The 17616-nt window shown below is 49.8% G+C and carries 21 protein-coding genes; 15 read left to right on the top strand and 6 right to left on the bottom strand.

Annotation, left to right across the window (positions count from 1 at the left end; translation table 11 throughout):
• Positions 1-237 precede the first annotated feature (237 nt).
• Genes WC734_03715 through WC734_03690 form a run of 6 tightly spaced genes read left to right on the top strand, consistent with a single transcriptional unit; the run spans position 238 to position 5330 of the window.
• A complete protein-coding gene (locus tag WC734_03715; protein ID MFA6198230.1) occupies positions 238-657 on the top strand; it encodes an Rrf2 family transcriptional regulator in 420 nt (139 codons plus the stop codon).
• Position 658: 1 nt separating this feature from the next.
• Positions 659-1414: a Fe-S cluster assembly ATPase SufC gene (gene sufC / locus WC734_03710; GenBank protein ID MFA6198229.1), complete on the top strand. Its 756-nt coding sequence runs from the start codon at positions 659-661 to the stop codon at positions 1412-1414.
• A gap of 3 nt (positions 1415-1417) precedes the next feature.
• Positions 1418-2812, top strand: a complete 1395-nt coding sequence (sufB, locus tag WC734_03705; protein MFA6198228.1) for a Fe-S cluster assembly protein SufB — start codon at positions 1418-1420, stop codon at positions 2810-2812.
• Complete coding sequence (locus WC734_03700) at positions 2809-3756, top strand: SufD family Fe-S cluster assembly protein (protein ID MFA6198227.1); 948 nt, start codon at positions 2809-2811, stop codon at positions 3754-3756. The genes sufB and WC734_03700 overlap by 4 nt, the downstream gene beginning before the upstream one ends.
• Positions 3757-4989: a SufS family cysteine desulfurase gene (locus WC734_03695; GenBank protein MFA6198226.1), complete on the top strand. Its 1233-nt coding sequence runs from the start codon at positions 3757-3759 to the stop codon at positions 4987-4989. It abuts the gene before it with no gap.
• Positions 4965-5330: an iron-sulfur cluster assembly scaffold protein gene (locus WC734_03690; protein ID MFA6198225.1), complete on the top strand. Its 366-nt coding sequence runs from the start codon at positions 4965-4967 to the stop codon at positions 5328-5330. The genes WC734_03695 and WC734_03690 overlap by 25 nt, the downstream gene beginning before the upstream one ends.
• 115 nt (positions 5331-5445) lie before the next feature.
• Here the strand turns inward: WC734_03690 and WC734_03685 are convergent, their stop codons facing one another.
• Entirely contained in the window at positions 5446-5901 is a 456-nt protein-coding gene (locus WC734_03685; protein ID MFA6198224.1) for a hypothetical protein, read from the bottom strand.
• Between the two features lie 102 nt (positions 5902-6003).
• On the opposite strand from WC734_03685, the gene WC734_03680 reads away from it, so the two are divergent.
• A complete protein-coding gene (locus tag WC734_03680) occupies positions 6004-6957 on the top strand; it encodes a tRNA-dihydrouridine synthase (protein MFA6198223.1) in 954 nt (317 codons plus the stop codon).
• 218 nt (positions 6958-7175) lie between these two features.
• Here WC734_03680 and WC734_03675 read toward each other — a convergent pair whose 3' ends face one another.
• Entirely contained in the window at positions 7176-7490 is a 315-nt protein-coding gene (locus tag WC734_03675) for a hypothetical protein (protein ID MFA6198222.1), read from the bottom strand.
• Positions 7491-7527: 37 nt separating this feature from the next.
• Entirely contained in the window at positions 7528-7854 is a 327-nt protein-coding gene (locus tag WC734_03670) for a hypothetical protein (GenBank protein MFA6198221.1), read from the bottom strand.
• 265 nt (positions 7855-8119) lie between these two features.
• Here WC734_03670 and WC734_03665 point away from each other — a divergent pair, with 265 nt between their 5' ends.
• The 8 genes from WC734_03665 (at position 8120) to WC734_03630 (ending at position 13955) form a co-directional block, all read left to right on the top strand.
• Complete coding sequence (locus tag WC734_03665; protein ID MFA6198220.1) at positions 8120-8713, top strand: redoxin domain-containing protein; 594 nt, start codon at positions 8120-8122, stop codon at positions 8711-8713.
• Positions 8714-8727: 14 nt separating this feature from the next.
• Positions 8728-9321, top strand: a complete 594-nt coding sequence (locus WC734_03660; protein MFA6198219.1) for a Fe-Mn family superoxide dismutase — start codon at positions 8728-8730, stop codon at positions 9319-9321.
• Positions 9322-9442: 121 nt separating this feature from the next.
• Entirely contained in the window at positions 9443-10324 is an 882-nt protein-coding gene (galU, locus tag WC734_03655; protein MFA6198218.1) for a UTP--glucose-1-phosphate uridylyltransferase GalU, read from the top strand.
• A complete protein-coding gene (locus WC734_03650) occupies positions 10321-11745 on the top strand; it encodes an extracellular solute-binding protein (GenBank protein MFA6198217.1) in 1425 nt (474 codons plus the stop codon). The genes galU and WC734_03650 overlap by 4 nt, the downstream gene beginning before the upstream one ends.
• Complete coding sequence (locus tag WC734_03645; protein MFA6198216.1) at positions 11742-12662, top strand: pilin; 921 nt, start codon at positions 11742-11744, stop codon at positions 12660-12662. The genes WC734_03650 and WC734_03645 overlap by 4 nt, the downstream gene beginning before the upstream one ends.
• 12 nt (positions 12663-12674) lie before the next feature.
• On the top strand, positions 12675-13034 hold the full coding sequence (locus WC734_03640) for a hypothetical protein (protein ID MFA6198215.1): 360 nt from the start codon (positions 12675-12677) through the stop codon (positions 13032-13034).
• 20 nt (positions 13035-13054) lie between these two features.
• Positions 13055-13486: a hypothetical protein gene (locus WC734_03635; protein ID MFA6198214.1), complete on the top strand. Its 432-nt coding sequence runs from the start codon at positions 13055-13057 to the stop codon at positions 13484-13486.
• 97 nt (positions 13487-13583) lie between these two features.
• Positions 13584-13955, top strand: a complete 372-nt coding sequence (locus tag WC734_03630; GenBank protein ID MFA6198213.1) for a hypothetical protein — start codon at positions 13584-13586, stop codon at positions 13953-13955.
• A 62-nt stretch (positions 13956-14017) separates the two neighbouring features.
• On the opposite strand, the gene WC734_03625 is transcribed toward WC734_03630, so the two are convergent.
• The 3 genes from WC734_03625 to WC734_03615 are packed head-to-tail and all read right to left on the bottom strand — an operon-like array spanning position 14018 to position 17552.
• Positions 14018-15583 carry a hypothetical protein gene (locus WC734_03625; GenBank protein MFA6198212.1) on the bottom strand — a complete coding sequence of 522 codons (1566 nt, stop codon included), beginning with the start codon at positions 15581-15583 and terminating at the stop codon, positions 14018-14020.
• Positions 15558-16469, bottom strand: coding sequence for a phosphatase PAP2 family protein (locus tag WC734_03620; protein ID MFA6198211.1), 912 nt, complete (start codon positions 16467-16469; stop codon positions 15558-15560). The genes WC734_03625 and WC734_03620 overlap by 26 nt, the downstream gene beginning before the upstream one ends.
• Positions 16470-16475: 6 nt before the next feature.
• Positions 16476-17552 carry a bifunctional phosphoglucose/phosphomannose isomerase gene (locus tag WC734_03615; GenBank protein MFA6198210.1) on the bottom strand — a complete coding sequence of 359 codons (1077 nt, stop codon included), beginning with the start codon at positions 17550-17552 and terminating at the stop codon, positions 16476-16478.
• Positions 17553-17616: the final 64 nt, after the last annotated feature.

The following is a 17616-nucleotide window of genomic DNA, read 5'->3' as shown; positions in this document are numbered from 1 at the left end:
TTTTTCTTCCGTAAACCACCCATTGAGAAAACTTGTTTTATGCTCTTAATCGCCCACACATTATAGTACCCGTCATTGCGACCCCGCCGTTCGTGAACAGCGGGGTCGCAATAACGAGATATGATAGAAACGGTTATCACAAACCATCTGGCGCCCTTTAAATAAAAGGGGGGATGACTATTGACGCAACAATCTTATTATCGTATAATCCTACTATCTTACTAGGATTATAAATCGATGCCATATTTCGGTGCCATTTCGGCCAAAGAGCACTACGCCCTGCGCCTGGCGCTCTGGCTGGCCAAATCATACTCCACCCAACAATCGGTAACACTGTCTGAAATCAGCCGTCACGAAAACATCTCACTCAAGTATCTTGAGCAATTGATTCTACCATTCAAAAAAGCCGGTTGGATAAAAAGCCGCCGCGGTCGCAATGGCGGTTATGTTATGGTTAAGAATCCAAAATTAGTTTCGTTGAAAGCCATAGTTTCACTGATAGAGGGACGCCTTCAACTGATCGACTGTGCCACCCATAATCAAGGCCGAGCTTGCGCGTTATCAAACCATTGTCCGTCTAAAAAAGCCTGGTCCAAGGTTCAAACCGCGTTGGATCAAACTATGGCCGGTATTTCATTAGCTAAATTATTAACCTAACATGTCCAAAATATCAAAGTTCACATTGCATATCGATCGGCTGACCGCCGGCCCCAAAGGCAAGATTATTCTTCATGATTTGAATCTGCTCGCCAAACCGGGCACCATTACCGCTTTGATGGGTCCGAATGGTTCGGGCAAGTCAACGCTGGCTAACATCCTGATGGGTCACCCGGGTTATCAGGTGAAAAGTGGGCGGGTCATGTGGCAAGGCGTAAATATTTTGAAGCTTTCCGCTTCCGAACGTGCCCGGCTAGGTGTGTTTTTGGCGTTCCAATACCCAATCGAAATTTCGGGCGTGGGTTACCGCGAATTTCTCTGGACGGCGTATCAGGCTGTCACCGGGGAAAAGGCTAGCTCGAAAAAATTTGACCAGCGACTGCGTAACGCATTGCGTGAATTAAAGTTAGCACCGAAGTTTCTGGAGCGTTCAATCAATGAGGGCTTCTCGGGTGGTGAAAAAAAGAAGGCCGAATTGGTTCAGCTGCTCATGCTTCAACCCAAACTGATTATACTGGACGAAACCGATTCGGGACTGGATATTGACGCCCTCAAGCTGGTCGCCCAGACCGTAAAAAAGCTTAAGGCTCCCCAGCGAGTAGTTCTGGTAATTACCCATTATCAAAAACTTCTGCATGCCTTAAAACCGGACGCGGTTCATGTTATGTCCGATGGTGCGATTGCGGTTTCGGGGGCGCAAGGCTTGCTTCATAAACTAGACCGCCAAGGCTATGCCTGGTTGTTGGAAAAGAAATAACCAATGAGTCGAGCGATTAATTTTAATACTTCACAGTCAACCTTTCACGACCCGCTGAAATACTCTTTTCGCACTCCCAAGGGGCTCAACGCGAGTGTGGTTAAATCGATCTCGGCCCATAAGAAAGAACCGGCCTGGCTGCTAGCCAAGCGGCTGGAAGCGCTGAAGGTATTCGCTTCGAAACCAATGCCGACTTGGGGAGCCGATTTATCTGATATTGATTTCGATGACATTACCTATTACTGGAAACCATCCAACCAACCTACCACCACCTGGAAAGACGTACCGGCTTATATAAAAAATACTTTTGAAAAGCTGGGCATTCCCAAAGCCGAGCGTAAGTTCCTGGCCGGTGTCGGCGCGCAATACGAATCGGAGGTGATTTATCATAATCTTAAAGAGCAATGGACTAAACTGGGCGTAGTCTTCTGCGATATGTCGGAAGCGCCGTTGAAGCACCCGGAATTGGTGCAGAAATATTTTGGTTCGGTGATTCCCACCCGCGATAATGAATTTGCCGCGCTCAATACGGCGGTTTGGTCGGGCGGGTCGTTCATCTATGTGCCCAAGGGCGTGAAAGTCGATCTGCCGCTCCAGGCCTATTTCCGCATCAACGCGCCATCGATGGGCCAGTTTGAGCGCACATTAATTATTGTTGACGAAGATGCCTCGGTTCACTACATCGAGGGCTGTACCGCCCCGACCTATTCCAAAGACTCTTTGCACGCCGCCGTGGTGGAAATAATCGCCCTGCCCCGGGCAAAAATCCGTTACACCACCATTCAAAACTGGTCCTCGAATGTTTATAATCTGGTGACTAAGCGAGCGGTAGCACATGAAAACGCGCTGGTCGAGTGGGTCGATGGTAATCTGGGGTCAAAGGTGACCATGAAGTATCCGGCCGTATTGCTCAAGGGCCGCGGTGCCCGTGCCGACGTGCTGTCGGTAGCGTTCGCCGGTAAGGGTCAGCACCAGGATACCGGCGCCAAGGTCTGGCATCTGGCATCCGACACATCATCGAAAATTGTTTCCAAATCCATATCCAAGGACGGCGGCCGCGCTTCTTACCGCGGGCTGGTAAGAGTTGTACCCTGGGCCGCCAACTGCCGGGTGAATGTGCGCTGTGACGCCCTTCTGGTTGACGAACTTTCGCGATCGGACACCTATCCAACGATGGATATTGAAAACGACCGGACGATAGTTGAACACGAAGCGTCGGTATCAAAAATTAGCGATGAACAGCTTTACTACCTGCAATCGCGCGGCCTTTCCCGCGCCGCGGCCGAGCGTATGGTGGTGGTGGGATTCATGGAAGTCTTTGCCAAAGAACTGCCGCTGGAATATGCCATCGAGCTTAACCGCCTGATCGCCATGGAAATGAAGGACTCAATCGGATGACCCTAACCAAGTCTCACCATCCCACAAAACTGTCTATCAATGCCATTCAAAGCGCTTTTAAAGCGCCAATTTTACCATACGCCAAATTACCCGCCACGTTGCGCGCTATTTTGGACAAGACGTCGGGTTTAAGCCAGCCTAACCGTTTTGCCACGATCGTACCCTGCAACACTAAGCTAACCATTGAATTCACTAACAAATTATTAGCCAGCTGGCCGACGTTGTATTTTATCGCGAGCCCACGAGCCCACTTAACGATTATTGAGCATCTTATATATTCCGGCAAAGTACCGGCCGGAAGCTCCACGGTTATTCTTTGTCAAAAAGGAGCTCAAGCTGATTACTTTGGTGAGAGCATAAACAATCAATCGTTTGATTTAAATACTTTGACGTTGGTAGATACGCACGGCCGAGCATCGCTAAATTGGTACGGACGGTTAAATCATCGGCACGTGATCAACCAAACCATCCGGCATATCGGATGGAACGCTACCGGTGAGATAAACACAATTATTGATGCCCGACAAACTGCCAATGTTTCAATGTGTTTGACTAATGACCACCAAAAACAACGAGGCCGCGGCGCTATTCACTGGGCTGGCTTGGGGCGTGATCATTCGGACACATCAGTTGATGGAAAAGTGCGAATTGGACCGAAAGGACGGGGCACGAATTCAGTTTTATTTCAGAATGCGCTATTATTATCAGAGCAGAGCCGCATCAAAACCGTACCCAATCTTGAAATCCTCAATCATGACGTAAAAGCCTATCATGGGGCTACCGTCGGACGCCTATCAGAGTTGGAACGCTTTTACCTGACCACTCGCGGATTGTCGAGCCCACAAGCCGACCGGCTTCTGATCAAAGCGTTTGTCCATCAGGTTGTCCGGCACGCTCCCAATGAAAACATTAAACGATTATTCGACCGTTATCTAGCCACCTAAATGATACCAAAAAACATCAAACAGGATTTCCCAATATTTAAATCCATGGCGGCGCGCCACCGGCCGTTTATTTACTTTGATTCCGTAGCCACCAGCCAAAGACCGCGATCGGTTATCGACGCCGAAACCAACTGGTACGAAACCACCAACGCCAACATTCACAGGGGCGTCTACGCCCTGGCCGAAGAAGCGACCGTGGCCTATGAGCGCGTGCGTAGCCAGGTAGCCGAATTTCTAAACGCGTCCGATGCACGATCGATAGTTTTCACAAAAGGCACCACCGAAGGAATTAACCTGATCACCCAGGCTTGGGCAAGGCCAAATCTCAAGCGCGGTGACGTGATTCTAGTGACCGAGATGGAACACCACGCCAATATCGTGCCGTGGCAACAACTAGCCAAGGAAAAAAGTCTAATTCTGCGCTACTGGCCGATCGATGCGGCTGGTAAATTGGTTTTAACCAATCTAACAAAAACACTGGCCGGCGTAAAACTGCTTTCGTTGACTCATGTATCAAATGTACTTGGTACGATTAACCCAATTGAAAATATTATTCGTGCGGCGCAAAAAATTGGCGTGGTCGTGGTCGTCGACGCCGCCCAAAGTATCGCCCATTTACCAATTGATATCAAAAAACTTAAGCCGGACTTCTTGGTCTTCTCAGGACACAAAATGTACGGCCCCACCGGTATCGGCGTCGCCTATGTCGCACCCGAGCACTGGGATGAATTACAACCCTACCAGACCGGCGGAGATATGATCAGCCGGGTTGATTGGCAGCATAGTGATTTCAAGCCCATGCCGGGCCTGCTGGAAGCCGGTACGCCGCCCCTGGCTCAGGTAGCTGGCCTGGGAGCCGCCGTAGCTTATCTTCAGAAACTCGGCTGGCCGGCGTTAATCCGGCACGAGAAAGACCTAACCGCATATGCTTACAAAAAACTTTCACAAATACCGGGCTTGAAGATCTACGGACCATCACCTAGCGAGCGCGGAGGCGTGATTGCATTTACCATTACCGGACTGCATGCCCACGACCTGGCCAGCTGGCTGGATGAGCGCGGCTTTTGCGTGCGCGCCGGGCATCATTGCGCCCAACCGTTGCATCAAAAACTAAACGTGCCGGCTACCGCCCGGATCGGTCTGTCGGTTTATAATTCTAAAATCGAAGTTGACGCGCTGGCGTCCGCATTAACCGAGATCATCAAACAATGGCCGACCTTTACAACACGCTAGTTTATCGTCACGCCACTACGCCCAGTAACAAGGGTAAGTTGACTCATCCTACGAAAATATTTCCCGGGCAAAATGTTTCCTGCGGCGATGAAGTCAGGTTTTACGTAAAATTAAATTCCAAGAATATAATTACCGATGTCCGTTGGGAAGGCTCGGGCTGTGCCATCTCCCAAGCCGCGTCATCAATTCTCTCCAATATGATAAAAGGCAAGACCTTAAAACAGGCTCAAGCCATGAAGACCGCCGTATTACTAAAAAAACTGGCCGTCGATCTTTCACCCTCGCGGGTAAAATGCGCCGTATTGCCGCTGTATACTATCAAGGGTATTAACTTTGAATAATCACACCAAACGTAGGCGGGCAAACGTTTGCCCGCCTTCGATGGGGCAACTTGGCTATAAGAAAACCACCCCTTGATCAAGGTGGTGGTGAGCGTCCAACGAAACGAGATGGGAACTATTCGTCATCGTCGTCAGACATGCCCCTGCTGTATGCTCGGTGTTCGCCCTCTTCGGCAATGAGCCGGAACATTTTGGCGAGATTTCCGAGTAGTTCAACATCTAAACCAGAGAATGAGTACCGGGCGGCTCGGGACAGTCTTTCCACGAACCCCTCGGCCAGTAAGAACCAGTAGTTCATCTGCTCTCGCGAATGGCCAGAACTCACGACCCGGCGATACATCCTGGCAAACATCGCATAGTAGGCTGCGCTTTTGGCCGCATCAACCGGAGGTCGGCCAATAATGGCGTCACGCACGTGAAGCAACGCCTCATGCGCCTCGCGGAGTACCGCTTTTTGAAATACAGCGCTATCCTGTAGTCTGTCGATAAACACCTCAAGTTGCTCGGCAAATGCCGCCCCCGAATAGGTGTGGCCCTCCTCTAATGAACGCGACAACCGTCGAACTGACATCCGCGGCCTCCTTTTGTGATTCCCATGATAACCTGCCTTGGTTGTATCAGAAAATCATGTTAGAGTCAATTTACCAATGAAACAACATAGGTTAAAAAACACATGAAATCAGGCTTTTGGAGAAAACTGCGTAAACCGTTCTTCATCCTGGCGCCAATGGCCAATGTGACCGACTCGGCCTTTCGCCGGATGTTCGCGAAGTATGGGCCGCCGGACGTTTTTTTCACCGAGTTTATTTCCTGCGATGGGTTGTGCTCCGAGGGGCTCGAACGATTGAAGGTTGATCTTAAATATACCGAGAACGAACGGCCGTTGGTGCTGCAGCTTTTTGGTTCTAAGCCGGACAATTTTTATCGCTGCGCCCAAATGGCTCAAGAGTGGAAATTCGATGGTATCGATATCAACATGGGTTGTCCCGATCGCGCCGTAGAAAGACAAAACGCCGGCGCCAAACTAATGAAAGACCCTAAGCTGGCCCAACGTATTATCGCCGAAACAATTCGCGGCGCCGGTACCCTGCCCGTGTCGGTAAAAACACGCCTGGGTTATTCGAATGACATTTTGGATGAATGGCTGCCGGTATTACTCGATGTCGATTTGGCCGCGATTACAATCCACGCGCGCACTAGAAAAGAAATGTCCAAAGGTCCGGCGCATTGGGATCGAATCAAGCGCGCCATCGAATTACGTGACGCAATTAAATCAAAAACTTTAATCATTGGCAACGGCGACGTGGCCAGCCTGGCACAAGGCCAAGAGTTAGCTAAACAAACCGGCGCCGATGGGATTATGGTGGGACGGGGAGCGTTTGGTAATCCGTGGTTTTTTGATGCCGAGCGGCCACCGGAATCTATTACGCCCAAAGAGAAGCTAAAGGCTTTGTTGGAGCATACCCGCCTATTCGAAAAAATGTTTGGCGAGAATAAACATTTTGACATTATGAAAAAACACTACAAGGCATACGTGTCCGGGTGGCCCGAGGCGAAAGCATTACGAGTGAAATTAATGAACGTCAAATCAGCCAACGAGGTTATAAGTATCGTTGATAAACTTTAATGATTCGTCATTGCGAGCCCCTTTTCCCTTCATGTCATTGCGAGGAGCGAGCAAAGCGAGCGACGAAGCAATCACCCGGTTAGTACCAGCGGATAAGGGGATTGCCAACCCCGCCGTTCGCGAACAGCGGGGTCGCAATGACAGAATAAAAAAGGGCTCCCGGGCGTTACCGCTCGCGAGCCTATCGTAGCCAACTTGTCTGTGTAGACATGCCTGTTTCATTCGCAGAAGCAGATGTACACTGCCTGCCCAACAAAACAGGTGGTGAGCTCCCTGTTCAGTTCGTCAGCGATACGACGCCGATCGTTCGCTGTGCCCATGCCTGTGAATACGGCTGTTATGCCGTCGTCGGGCGATGACCGCCTCTGGCAGGCAATAGTGACATCGGGCACGCCGGTAAGCGCCGGGACCCGAATCCTCAACCAAGCCATCAGACTACAGGTGCAGGGAATACACTCCCCCGGACAGTACGACTTCAGAACCAGACTTACTGACATACCGCCCTCCATTGGCTTCGTGCCTGTGCTGGTCATACTCCCAGCGTGACAAAACACCCGAACCAGTCTCGTACTATCGAAGTTCGCAGGGTAGAAACATGCTTTCCGGTTTCGGTTCTCCCATTGCGTTGAACGGGTTCCTCAGTGTTAGCCTGGGTCGTCTCGCGACCATGACGGCAGTAACCTGGCCCGGCGCCGTACCAACCATTTCCGGGAAAACGCTCACCAGCCCGACTACCGCTTGTTCAATGGTGGTTCCCCCACCCCAGCGGTTACGATCACCCCGGAGGCTGGCATGATAACCACCGGAGCTCCTTGGGCAAACCTCGATCATGATCGGATCCATGTTCGGCATCGTACTGCTTTCCTTTATTGAAGAGAGCCGACGCACCAGTGACACGATTCCGCATATTAGCAAATGATCAGCTTTCTGTCAATATCAAAATGGGGGCTAAGGAACAGTATGTTTTTCAATCCCCGATTTGATCGGCTTCTGTCTAAGAATCTTCCTACATTTTGCATTTTGCCCGCCCACCGAAGCGTCTGCGCGTAGGTGGGAATTATCAATTTTACATTTCTTCAATTGACCGTTGTCGGTTTTGTTGATATACTTTTCAGTTATTGGTAGATTTTGATATTAAGCACTAATAAATCGTCTTAACCATATGAACGAACCCACACCAAACAACTTTCCAACCCCCTTAATTGGGCTGACATTGCCCGATATCGAATTAAAAGCTTATCACGAGGAGAAAGAAAAGCTTGTCCGTTTGGCCGACTACAAAGGCAAATGGCTCGCTTTAATATTCTACCCGGCCGATTTCACATTCATCTGCCCGACAGAGTTGGAAGAGGCCGCCATACTTTATCCCATGTTTCAGGAGATCGGCGCCGAAGTAATGAGCGTTAGTTGCGACACGGTCTACACCCACAAAGCCTGGCACGATCAATCACCCGCGATCAAGAAAATCACCTTTCCCATGTTGGCTGACCCAGCTGCCAAACTAGCTCGAGCGTTGGGATGTTATCTTGAGGATGCCGGCATGGCGTTGCGTGCCAGCTTTGTGATCGACCCCGATGGCTTGATCAAAGCGTACGAAGTCCATCACAACGACATTGGCCGCAGTGGCGAAGAATTGCTCCGTAAAGTCCAAGCGGCTCAATTCGTGCGTGAACACGGCGGCGAAGTTTGTCCGGCCAAGTGGCGGCCGGGCGCCAAAACTCTCCGACCCGGCATGGACTTAGTTGGCAAGATTTAACTAATCACTCACATATGACTTACGAACCTAAATCATTTGATCACTTAATCGGCCTGGGCGGCTTCAGTGACGACATGCTGCGCAATCATTTCACTCTGTACCAGGGTTATGTCACCAACACCAACAAACTGATCGACCTGACCAGCGAACTGGTCAAAGCCGATAAAGTTGTCACGCCAGAATTTGCCGAGATCAGCCGTCGACTGGGTTGGGAGTGGAATGGCATGCGCTTGCATGAATTGTATTTTGGCAATCTCACCAAATCACCCACACAATTGTCCGGCGAATCAACCCTAGCCCAGATGATCAACCAGAGCTTCGGATCCTTTGAGAATTGGACCAAAGAATTCAAAGGTATCGCGGCCTTGCGCGGCATCGGCTGGGCGGTCCTGTACTACGACCAAGCCAATGACCGCCTGATAAACGTCTGGATCAACGAGCATAACGCCAACCACCTGGCCGGTTGTGTTCCGATTCTGATTCTGGACGTATTTGAGCACGCTTTCATGCTGGACTACGGCATCAAGCGAGCCGACTATATCACCGCCTTCTTCAAAGCCATCAATTGGGTAACAGCCGGCGAACGATTAACCTCGGCTGCGGTATAAAATAGACCCAAATCCTACGTAACACAAAATGCGGGGACTCTGGTCCTCGCTTTTTGTTGTACTATGAACGTTTGTTGGTTTACTTTTCGTGTCTTTTGTGGTATGGTTTATGCACAAACATATGAAAACAAACCACACTTTTGCCAAAGTTACCAAAGCCATTATTCCCGTGGCTGGGTATGGCACGCGTTTTTTACCGGCGACAAAGGCACAGCCGAAAGAAATGTTGCCGGTCATAGATAAACCAGCCGTGCAGATTTCCGTCGAAGAAGCGGTCAAGGCTGGCATCACCGACATCATTCTAATCACCGGACAAAGCAAGCGGGCAATCGAAGACCACTTTGATCGCAACACTGACCTAGAGCTTCGCCTCCGCCAAGCCAAAAAGTCCAAGGAGCTAGCCGAGATTATTGAAGTCTCCGAGCTGGCAAATTTTGTGTATATTCGGCAAAAACAGGCTCTAGGTAACGGCCATGCTGTTTTGTGCGCCGAGAATGTCATCGGTAATGAACCTTTTGTGGTACTTTGGCCCGATGATTACATAATTTCCAAGAAAAATTGCATCGCTCAGATGGTGGAAGTATACCAAGAATACCAATCACCGGTCATGGGCGTCTTGGCCGTACCGCGCCAGGATATTACAAAATACGGCATTATCAAAAACAAGCACATCAAGGGTAATGTCCACGAGGTGCTGGGCATCATTGAGAAGCCATCGCTCGACAAAGCACCGTCAAACCTGGCCTCACTCAAGGGTTACGTACTGACATCCGACATCTTCCCGGTTTTACGGCGAACTCGGCGCGGCAAAGGAGGCGAAATTTGGTTGCCTGATGCCGTTTCAGTACTCAACAAGAAGCGTTCCGTATTCGCCTGCGAATTTTCGGGCAAGGTCTACGACCTGGGTTCAAAACTGGGTTGGCTACAGGCTAATATCTACGATGGCTTACGGCACCCCAACCTGGGGCCAGCACTGAGGAAATATTTAAGAACTATCGTATGATTATACAGTTGTTCAAATCTTTGCGCGTTCGGTTTTCCATCATATCACTACTCTTGCTGGCGGTTGTTCTAACCGGAGCAAGCTGTACTTCCAAGCCGCCCGTTACCGCCAAACCGATCACTCTGAAGATCTGGCGGGTTTTTGATGAAGAAGATACTTTCAGCCAGATAATCAGCGGCTACCAAGCCACCCATCCCAATGTGACCATTGAGTACAAGAAGCTGCGTTTTGAAGAATTCCGGGATGAACTGCTATCCGCCTGGTCGCGCGGTGAGGGTCCAGACATCTTCTCAATACCAAACTACCAGGTGGGCGAATTCAGAGATTTCATGAAACCGCTGCCCGAATCGTTAACCATTCCTCGACGCGTCACCAAGAAGGTGCTGGGCGTCAAAGAAGAAACGTCATACGTCAACGAAAAGACTAAGACATATTCCATCAACGATATTAAGTCTAAGTTTGTGCCGACCGTCTATGAAGACGTGGTATTCAACGATGCCGACGCCAAAGAACGCGTCTATGGGTTGCCGCTGGCGATCGACAGCTTAGCGTTATATTACAATCGGGGTATTCTTAACAAGGCTGGGATTCCCTTGCCTCCGGCCACCTGGCGCGAATTACTTAACCAGGTTCCCAAGCTGGTCAAAGAGAGTTCCTCGGGCGAGCTTGTTCAGTCGGCGATTGCGCTGGGAGCGGCCGACAATGTACCGCGTTATGTCGACATACTGTCCACGCTGATGATGCAGGATGGAGCCACCATGAACCAGGGCGATAAAAGCGCCACCTTTCAGGCTAACTTTGCCGCGTCTGCCAAGACTGACACGGAAAGTAATTTTAAACCCGGACCGCACGCTTTGCAGTTTTTTACTGATTTTGCCAATCCGGCCAAGCAGGCTTATTCGTGGAATACCGATCTGCCAGACGCCTATGAGGCGTTTATCCAGGGTCAATTGGCCTACTTCATCGGTTATTCCTACCAGGCGCCCTTAATTAAAACCGCGGCGCCGACCCTCGATTTTGATATCGCACCGCTGCCACAGGTTAGTCTGGATCAGAGCGTTAATTTTGCCAACTACTGGGTAGAATCTGTCTATACCAAATCTGATAACAGCGATTGGGCCTGGGACTTCATTACCTATGCGACCAAGAAAGAACAGGTAGTTGGTTATCTGAACCAGGTGATGCGGCCATCGGCGCTGCGCGAAGTAATCCTGCTGCAATCCGAACAAGACGAGGCCATCAAGGTGTTTACCGATCAGGCGCTGGATAGCACGTCATGGTATCACGGCCGCGACTACGCCAAGGTTGAGGAAGTCTTCAAGAACATGATTGAGGATGTCACGAATAATCGGGCCACGGCCGAGCAGGCCGTCAGCGCCGCGGAAAAGACTATCAATCAAAACGAGAACCTAAAGAAATGATCAGCCGACGCAGAACTATCATCGCCGGTATAATTTCCCTGCTCTGGCTGGGCGTCGTGGCATTGCCCGTACAAGCGGCCAGCTGTAACACCGGCCGGATATTGCCCGCCTGCGCCTGTACTGGCGACTGTTCGGTCAATGATTTTATTATCATGTTTATAAATATCGCCCAGCTGCTCATGAGCCTGGTAGGATTGCTGGCGCTCTTGTACTTCGTGGCCGGTGGGTTTGATTGGATCACCTCGGGTGGCAGCTCTGAAAAAGTGACCTCGGGACGCTCGAAGATGATCAACGCCGTCATCGGGCTCGTTATCGTCATCGCCGCTTGGGCGATTATGAACACCGTCTATTACGTATTCACCGGCTCGAATACTGTGTTTGGCGCCAAGTGGTTCGAGCTCAAAGCGCTGGACGATATGAATCCCCCCACGTCGACTCCTCCCACCGGATTTGGAACTGGGAATTGCGATCCAGCCACCTTAGCCAGTGATTCGAGATATGGCAATCCCAAAGTACCGGCAGGCGATTCGCCAGAAGTAGCCCAGTTAAAAACGTGCATCCTGGCTAATGTCGACAACGACATGATCGACATGAGTCAGATTTACACCTACGAAGTCGGCAACGATTCGGAGAGCAACGCGCTATGCAACTACACTCGGGGTGATGAAAGTAACCCGTGCACCCCCAAATGCGCTCATATGCCCTATTCCTGCCACTATGGCGGGCACAACGGCACTACCGGTGCAATGGGAATTGATTTTAATGTCAAAGCCCCTTACACTGAATCTGACCTTTTCAACGCGATCAAGGCCGCGGCGGACAGCGGCGGACCCTGTTGGAATTTCCGTTCATATTTGGCCGATGAATTCAATCACACCCATCTCAGCGCGATCAATTGTGATTCTAGTGCATTTTAATACTCTACTAACATGAAGAAACTACGTCTGCTTTCGCTACTGTTAATGCTCTGCCTGTTGGCCGTTGCCATTCCAACTTTGGCAGCCACGCCCGCCACAGGCAGTGGCGTTCTCAATAATCCACTAGGTAACGGCAACCCCGACATGAGGATTGAAGATGTCATTATCCTGGTTATAAAGTATTTGGTCGGCGTGCTGGGTATCATTGCGCTGGTGATGGTAGTCTATGGCGGCTTTCAATATATCTATTCAGCTGGTAATTCAGAGCGGCTTCAAAAAGCCCGCGATACAATCATCTATGCGATTATCGGCATGGTGATCGTCATATTAAGCTTATCGATTCTTAGATTCGTCACTTCCGCATTTAAATAATCCATTAATAAATGATCACAATGATTTCATTACGTCGTATTCTTCTCTGCTGCACAATGACCGTAGTGGCGCTTACCGGCATTGGCATGCTAACCATTGCCCCGCACGCCGCCCAGGCCGCCAGCGTGAGCCCCTCGTCACCCGTTCAAATCGCCGCCAGTGACTATGGCTTATCCAACGACGTAGCCACCGACGCGGGCCTTCCCAGCAAGGGCCTAAAACCAACCGTACTGGCTGTTATCAAATGGATTTTGGGTTTCTTGGGCGTGATTGGTGTAATCTTGGTCGTTTATGCCGGATTCTTATGGATGACGGCGGCTGGCAATGACGAACAAATCAGCAAGGCCAAGGGAATCATCACCGCGGCCATAATTGGTTTGATTATAGTTATCTTAGCATTCGCGATTGTTCAGTTTGTGCTTGGTGGTGTTAACACGGCCACTAACACATAGGCCGGCTCAACTTTGACAAACGTGAGCGCAATTGAGTATAATGAATTCAGTCTGTAACAAGATGAACATAAAAACCTTTACGAAAGGGGGTGAAACAATGCAAAAGCTTACAAAGGCATTTACTTCAATCGGTCTTCTCGCCCTGCTGTTTCTCGTTTTCGCCCCGTCCAACGCGCTGGCGGTAACTTTCAATACCAACGACGTTAACGGCACCACTCTTCCGACCAAGGATCTGAAGTCCAGCATCACCAGCATTATCGGCTGGGCGTTGACTTTCCTCGGTTTGATCGCGGTAATCATGATAATCTACGGTGGTTTCATGTGGTTAACAGCCGCTGGTAACGAAGAGCGGATCAGCAAAGCCAAGCAGATTATTTCAGCCGCGATTATCGGTTTGATTATCATTCTGTTGGCCGCTGCGATCGTGTACTTCATTGGCCAAGGCGTCAACACGGCCGCTACCAACTAGTATCGACTCGAGTCAATATAAAAACAGCCCTCTTCGGGGGGTTGTTTTTATGTCATCATAGATTATTTCACCTCATAGACGGCCGCCTCGGAATCTTCATACACCAGCGGAAAGCCGACTGACTCCATGTTCCGGCGCATGGCGGTGTGATCCAGCGTGGCAAAAACGTAGCGTGCCTTGAATTCATTCATTACCACGCTACGCAAGCCCGGAATCTGGTTGCCCATTGTAATGTCGACCCATTTTTTATGCAGATCCTTGTCATATAGATACATAAACGTAGAATCCAGTCCATTGATATAATTATTTACATCATCGTGATAGAATAGTGCTGGAAATTCGTCCCAGTCGCTGTGGAGCACAATATCGCCCTGATTGGAATGCTGGGCTAGCCAAGCGCCCGCGGCAGCGAACTGGGTGTAGGACGTGCCTTCGGCTAGCTGGGTGCGTTCATTCAAGACGCCCTGGATAATAATTGTTGGCACAGTGACTAAAAAGTAAATTGATACCAGCGTAACCAGAATCTGTTTGCGAAAATATAACCGGGTAAAAGAGTGCCAGTATCGGCGCCATTGAACGCGCTGCAGCCATTGTCCCAGCACCGTCGCGGCAAAGAGCATTGTGAACGGCACAAAATACTCCACGTACCGGCGCGATTTCAACGTTAGCGCCAAAAAGAACAACATCAACAGCAGAAGCAGTATATGGCGCCGCTGGCGCTCCTTCCGATTGATCACAAATACGGCCAGAGCCAGCACCGCCGGAATGATGGCAAAAACGGTTGCCGAAAGCAGATCCCAGATCTCGTATGGATACCATTCTCCGCCAACCCCTATCAATTGGTGGTAGTTTTTTACGCCAATCTCAAACAATTGATAACGATAGAACTCCAGGTTTTTTGGGAAATACGGGCTGGTTACCAATCCGGCTCCAATCCCGGCTAGCGCGCTGAAGAAGACTAGCCAGCTTTTTTGACGCCAAATAGCCGGCCACCATCCCCGCCGGTGACGCACCCGATATTTCAGCCAGGTAATTAATGCACCAACGACGTTCACCGCCACATAGAGCCCGCTAATCACGGCTACCAGCGAGAAGCCGCCATAAGCCCAGACGTACAGCCAGGCCAACACGAACATGGCACGCCATCGATCGGCCACTACTAAATAGGTGCCGAGCAATAAAAATATTATCGATACGGCCGGTGCCTTGGGTAAATCGAGTCGAAAGATCAATGGCGGTATAATCATCAGCAGAAAACCGAATACGTAGGCAAATCGGGCTCGCCAGCGCTGGAGCACCCAAACAAATGTCATGATAGCGGCGGTGGCTAATATGGCGGTGGCTAATTTTACCCCCACCACCGGATGCAGCCAGGCCACGAACGGTATCAAGAATGCGTGGTAAAGCAAGTGCTGATCCGTATAGGCATGCCCTAAAATTGTATAATTGCCCAGCCACGGAAAGTTATATATGATACCCCGATCTTTCATCAGCAAAGCCATTTTGGTGTGATAAAAAGAATCCGGGTCGGCGAAGGTTGGATTATACTGCATCAAAAAAAAGAAGCCGAAGCAAACCAGGCCGGCGGCGACAAAAACAAGGCTACGATGAGATGGCGGGCGTATCATAATTTTTCGGTGGCGTGGTATCAAGAATATGTTTCCTGAGGGCATAAACGATGAGAAAGGCGATCGTGGCGTAGACTACGCCGGCAATAACATCGATAATATAATGCTCGCCTAAGTATACCACGCCCAACCAGATTGTTGTCGGCACCACGATAAACCAGACTGCTTTCCAGCGATAGAAATACGTCAGACAAAGAAACGTGTACCACGGCCAGGCGGAATGCAGCGAAGGCATGGCGGCTACCTGGTTAGCCCCAATCATCATATACAGCGACGGTAAATGCACTTTGAAAGCGTACTGAGTTAAGCCGACTAGAATCTTTGTTACCCCGCTGATATATCCCTGTTCGCTGGCCATCCAGGGAGGCATAGCTGGAAATAGCGCATAGGTTACAAATCCGGCTAATGTTAATAAAGCTAACCCGTTGGCAAAGAAACGAAAGTGGCTGCGTTGTTTTATCCATAGTATAAATCCGGCGACGAACGGGATAAAATAAAATGATCCGTAGAATAGGGCAAAAACATAATCGTACCAATGATAAATGCCAGCCGTGTACCACAGTCTCTGCAAATCAACGGTTGGTATCGTGCCGAACAACCATCGCTCTGTGTTGATCAGGTCAGTAATGTGTACCCTCCACCCCAAATCGTCCACCATGCCACGCGTAGCCTCATACGCCAACAGAATCATTAAAATCGGCAACCAATCTTTTATGAATGACCGGCCGCGCTGCATCATCGCCGCTGCGCCAAGTAGTATCAGAAAAATTAAATCGAACCTCAGGCTGCGATAACTCATCACCCAGAATAGCAAGATTAACGCAGCGTATCCGATCAGTAGCAGGCGCCTGGTGGTGGCAGGTTTGCGAATCAACGGAATCATCATGGCTGATTACGGCTTAGCCAAACGTTTCTTAAAGTAATCCACCCAAGGTATCGGCGATGGGTTCAGTCCGTTCAATATGGCCAAATAGTAGCTCGTGTATGAACCGTACCGAACTGATTCCAGGACTTGAGATAAACGGCTGGGGCCGGTCAGCCGGTATGAAGACACGTATCCGCCCAGGCGTTTTATGATCTTTTTCGTTATCGCGATGCGGCGGCGGTTGCGTTCATCGTACAGACGGGATTCGAGAAAAAAGAAGCGCAGACCCTTAACCCGGCTAGTTGGATTTTCCAAGCCCTCCAGCAAATGGTGATTCAATTCTGGAATGACAAAATAAGTGGCAAAGTTCTTGCCGTTTTCGTTGATTTGATTGGACATAATATGCGCATTGCCCTCAAGAAACTCGGATCCGACTATGATCGGTATCCGACCGGATAATTCCTGGGCCGCCTTTTTTGCTGAGTTGCTGGCGACCGGCTGGTCTATGCCAAATTGGCGATTGAGTCGTTCCAGCGTACGCAATGATTGATCAAATTCTCGATCGGAGACATGAATATATCCCAATCGGCCTAAGATGGCCAGTAACGCCGTGAGGTTATAGCCCAAACCCATTCTCGGCTGACCGCAAGGATTGTATCTTTCTGAAAATATATAGGCTGGAATTTTTTGCCGTCGGGCTGTCGCGGCCAGTTTACCGCCAGATGCGATGACCAGCACGCGTGCCTTTTTCTTTTGTGCCAAAGGAATAGTGGCCAGCGGCTCTTCGGTATTGCCGGAATAACTGACGACAATATAAAGCGTCCTGGCGTTTACCGTTTTGGGAAGCTCGTATCCATGCACGACATCAAATGGTACGCTAAGCTGATCGCGAAAAAGCGATTGAATAACGTGTGCCGCTAAACCCGACCCGCCCATGCCATTCAACACAATGTTATCACAGTTGGTTAGCGCAATCGGCCAGGCTATTTTTTTTACTTCCTGCCATGCTTGACGGCACTGTTGATCAAACTGAACGATTGAGTCAATCATGCGATCACGATCTAGTTGACGCATGGCTGTTGTTGAATTGAGTATGTGTTTCATCCTTAAATAATAGCGACTATTTGCGCGTTTGGCAAATTGACCGTGATAAATATTTCTGTTATAA

It is taken from the genome of Patescibacteria group bacterium, assembly GCA_041661625.1.
Classification (GTDB): Bacteria; Patescibacteriota; Patescibacteriia; order JAHIZJ01; family JAHIZJ01; genus JBAZUB01.
Note: the sequence above shows the minus strand (reverse complement) of the source record. Positions and strands in the feature narration are given on the sequence as shown.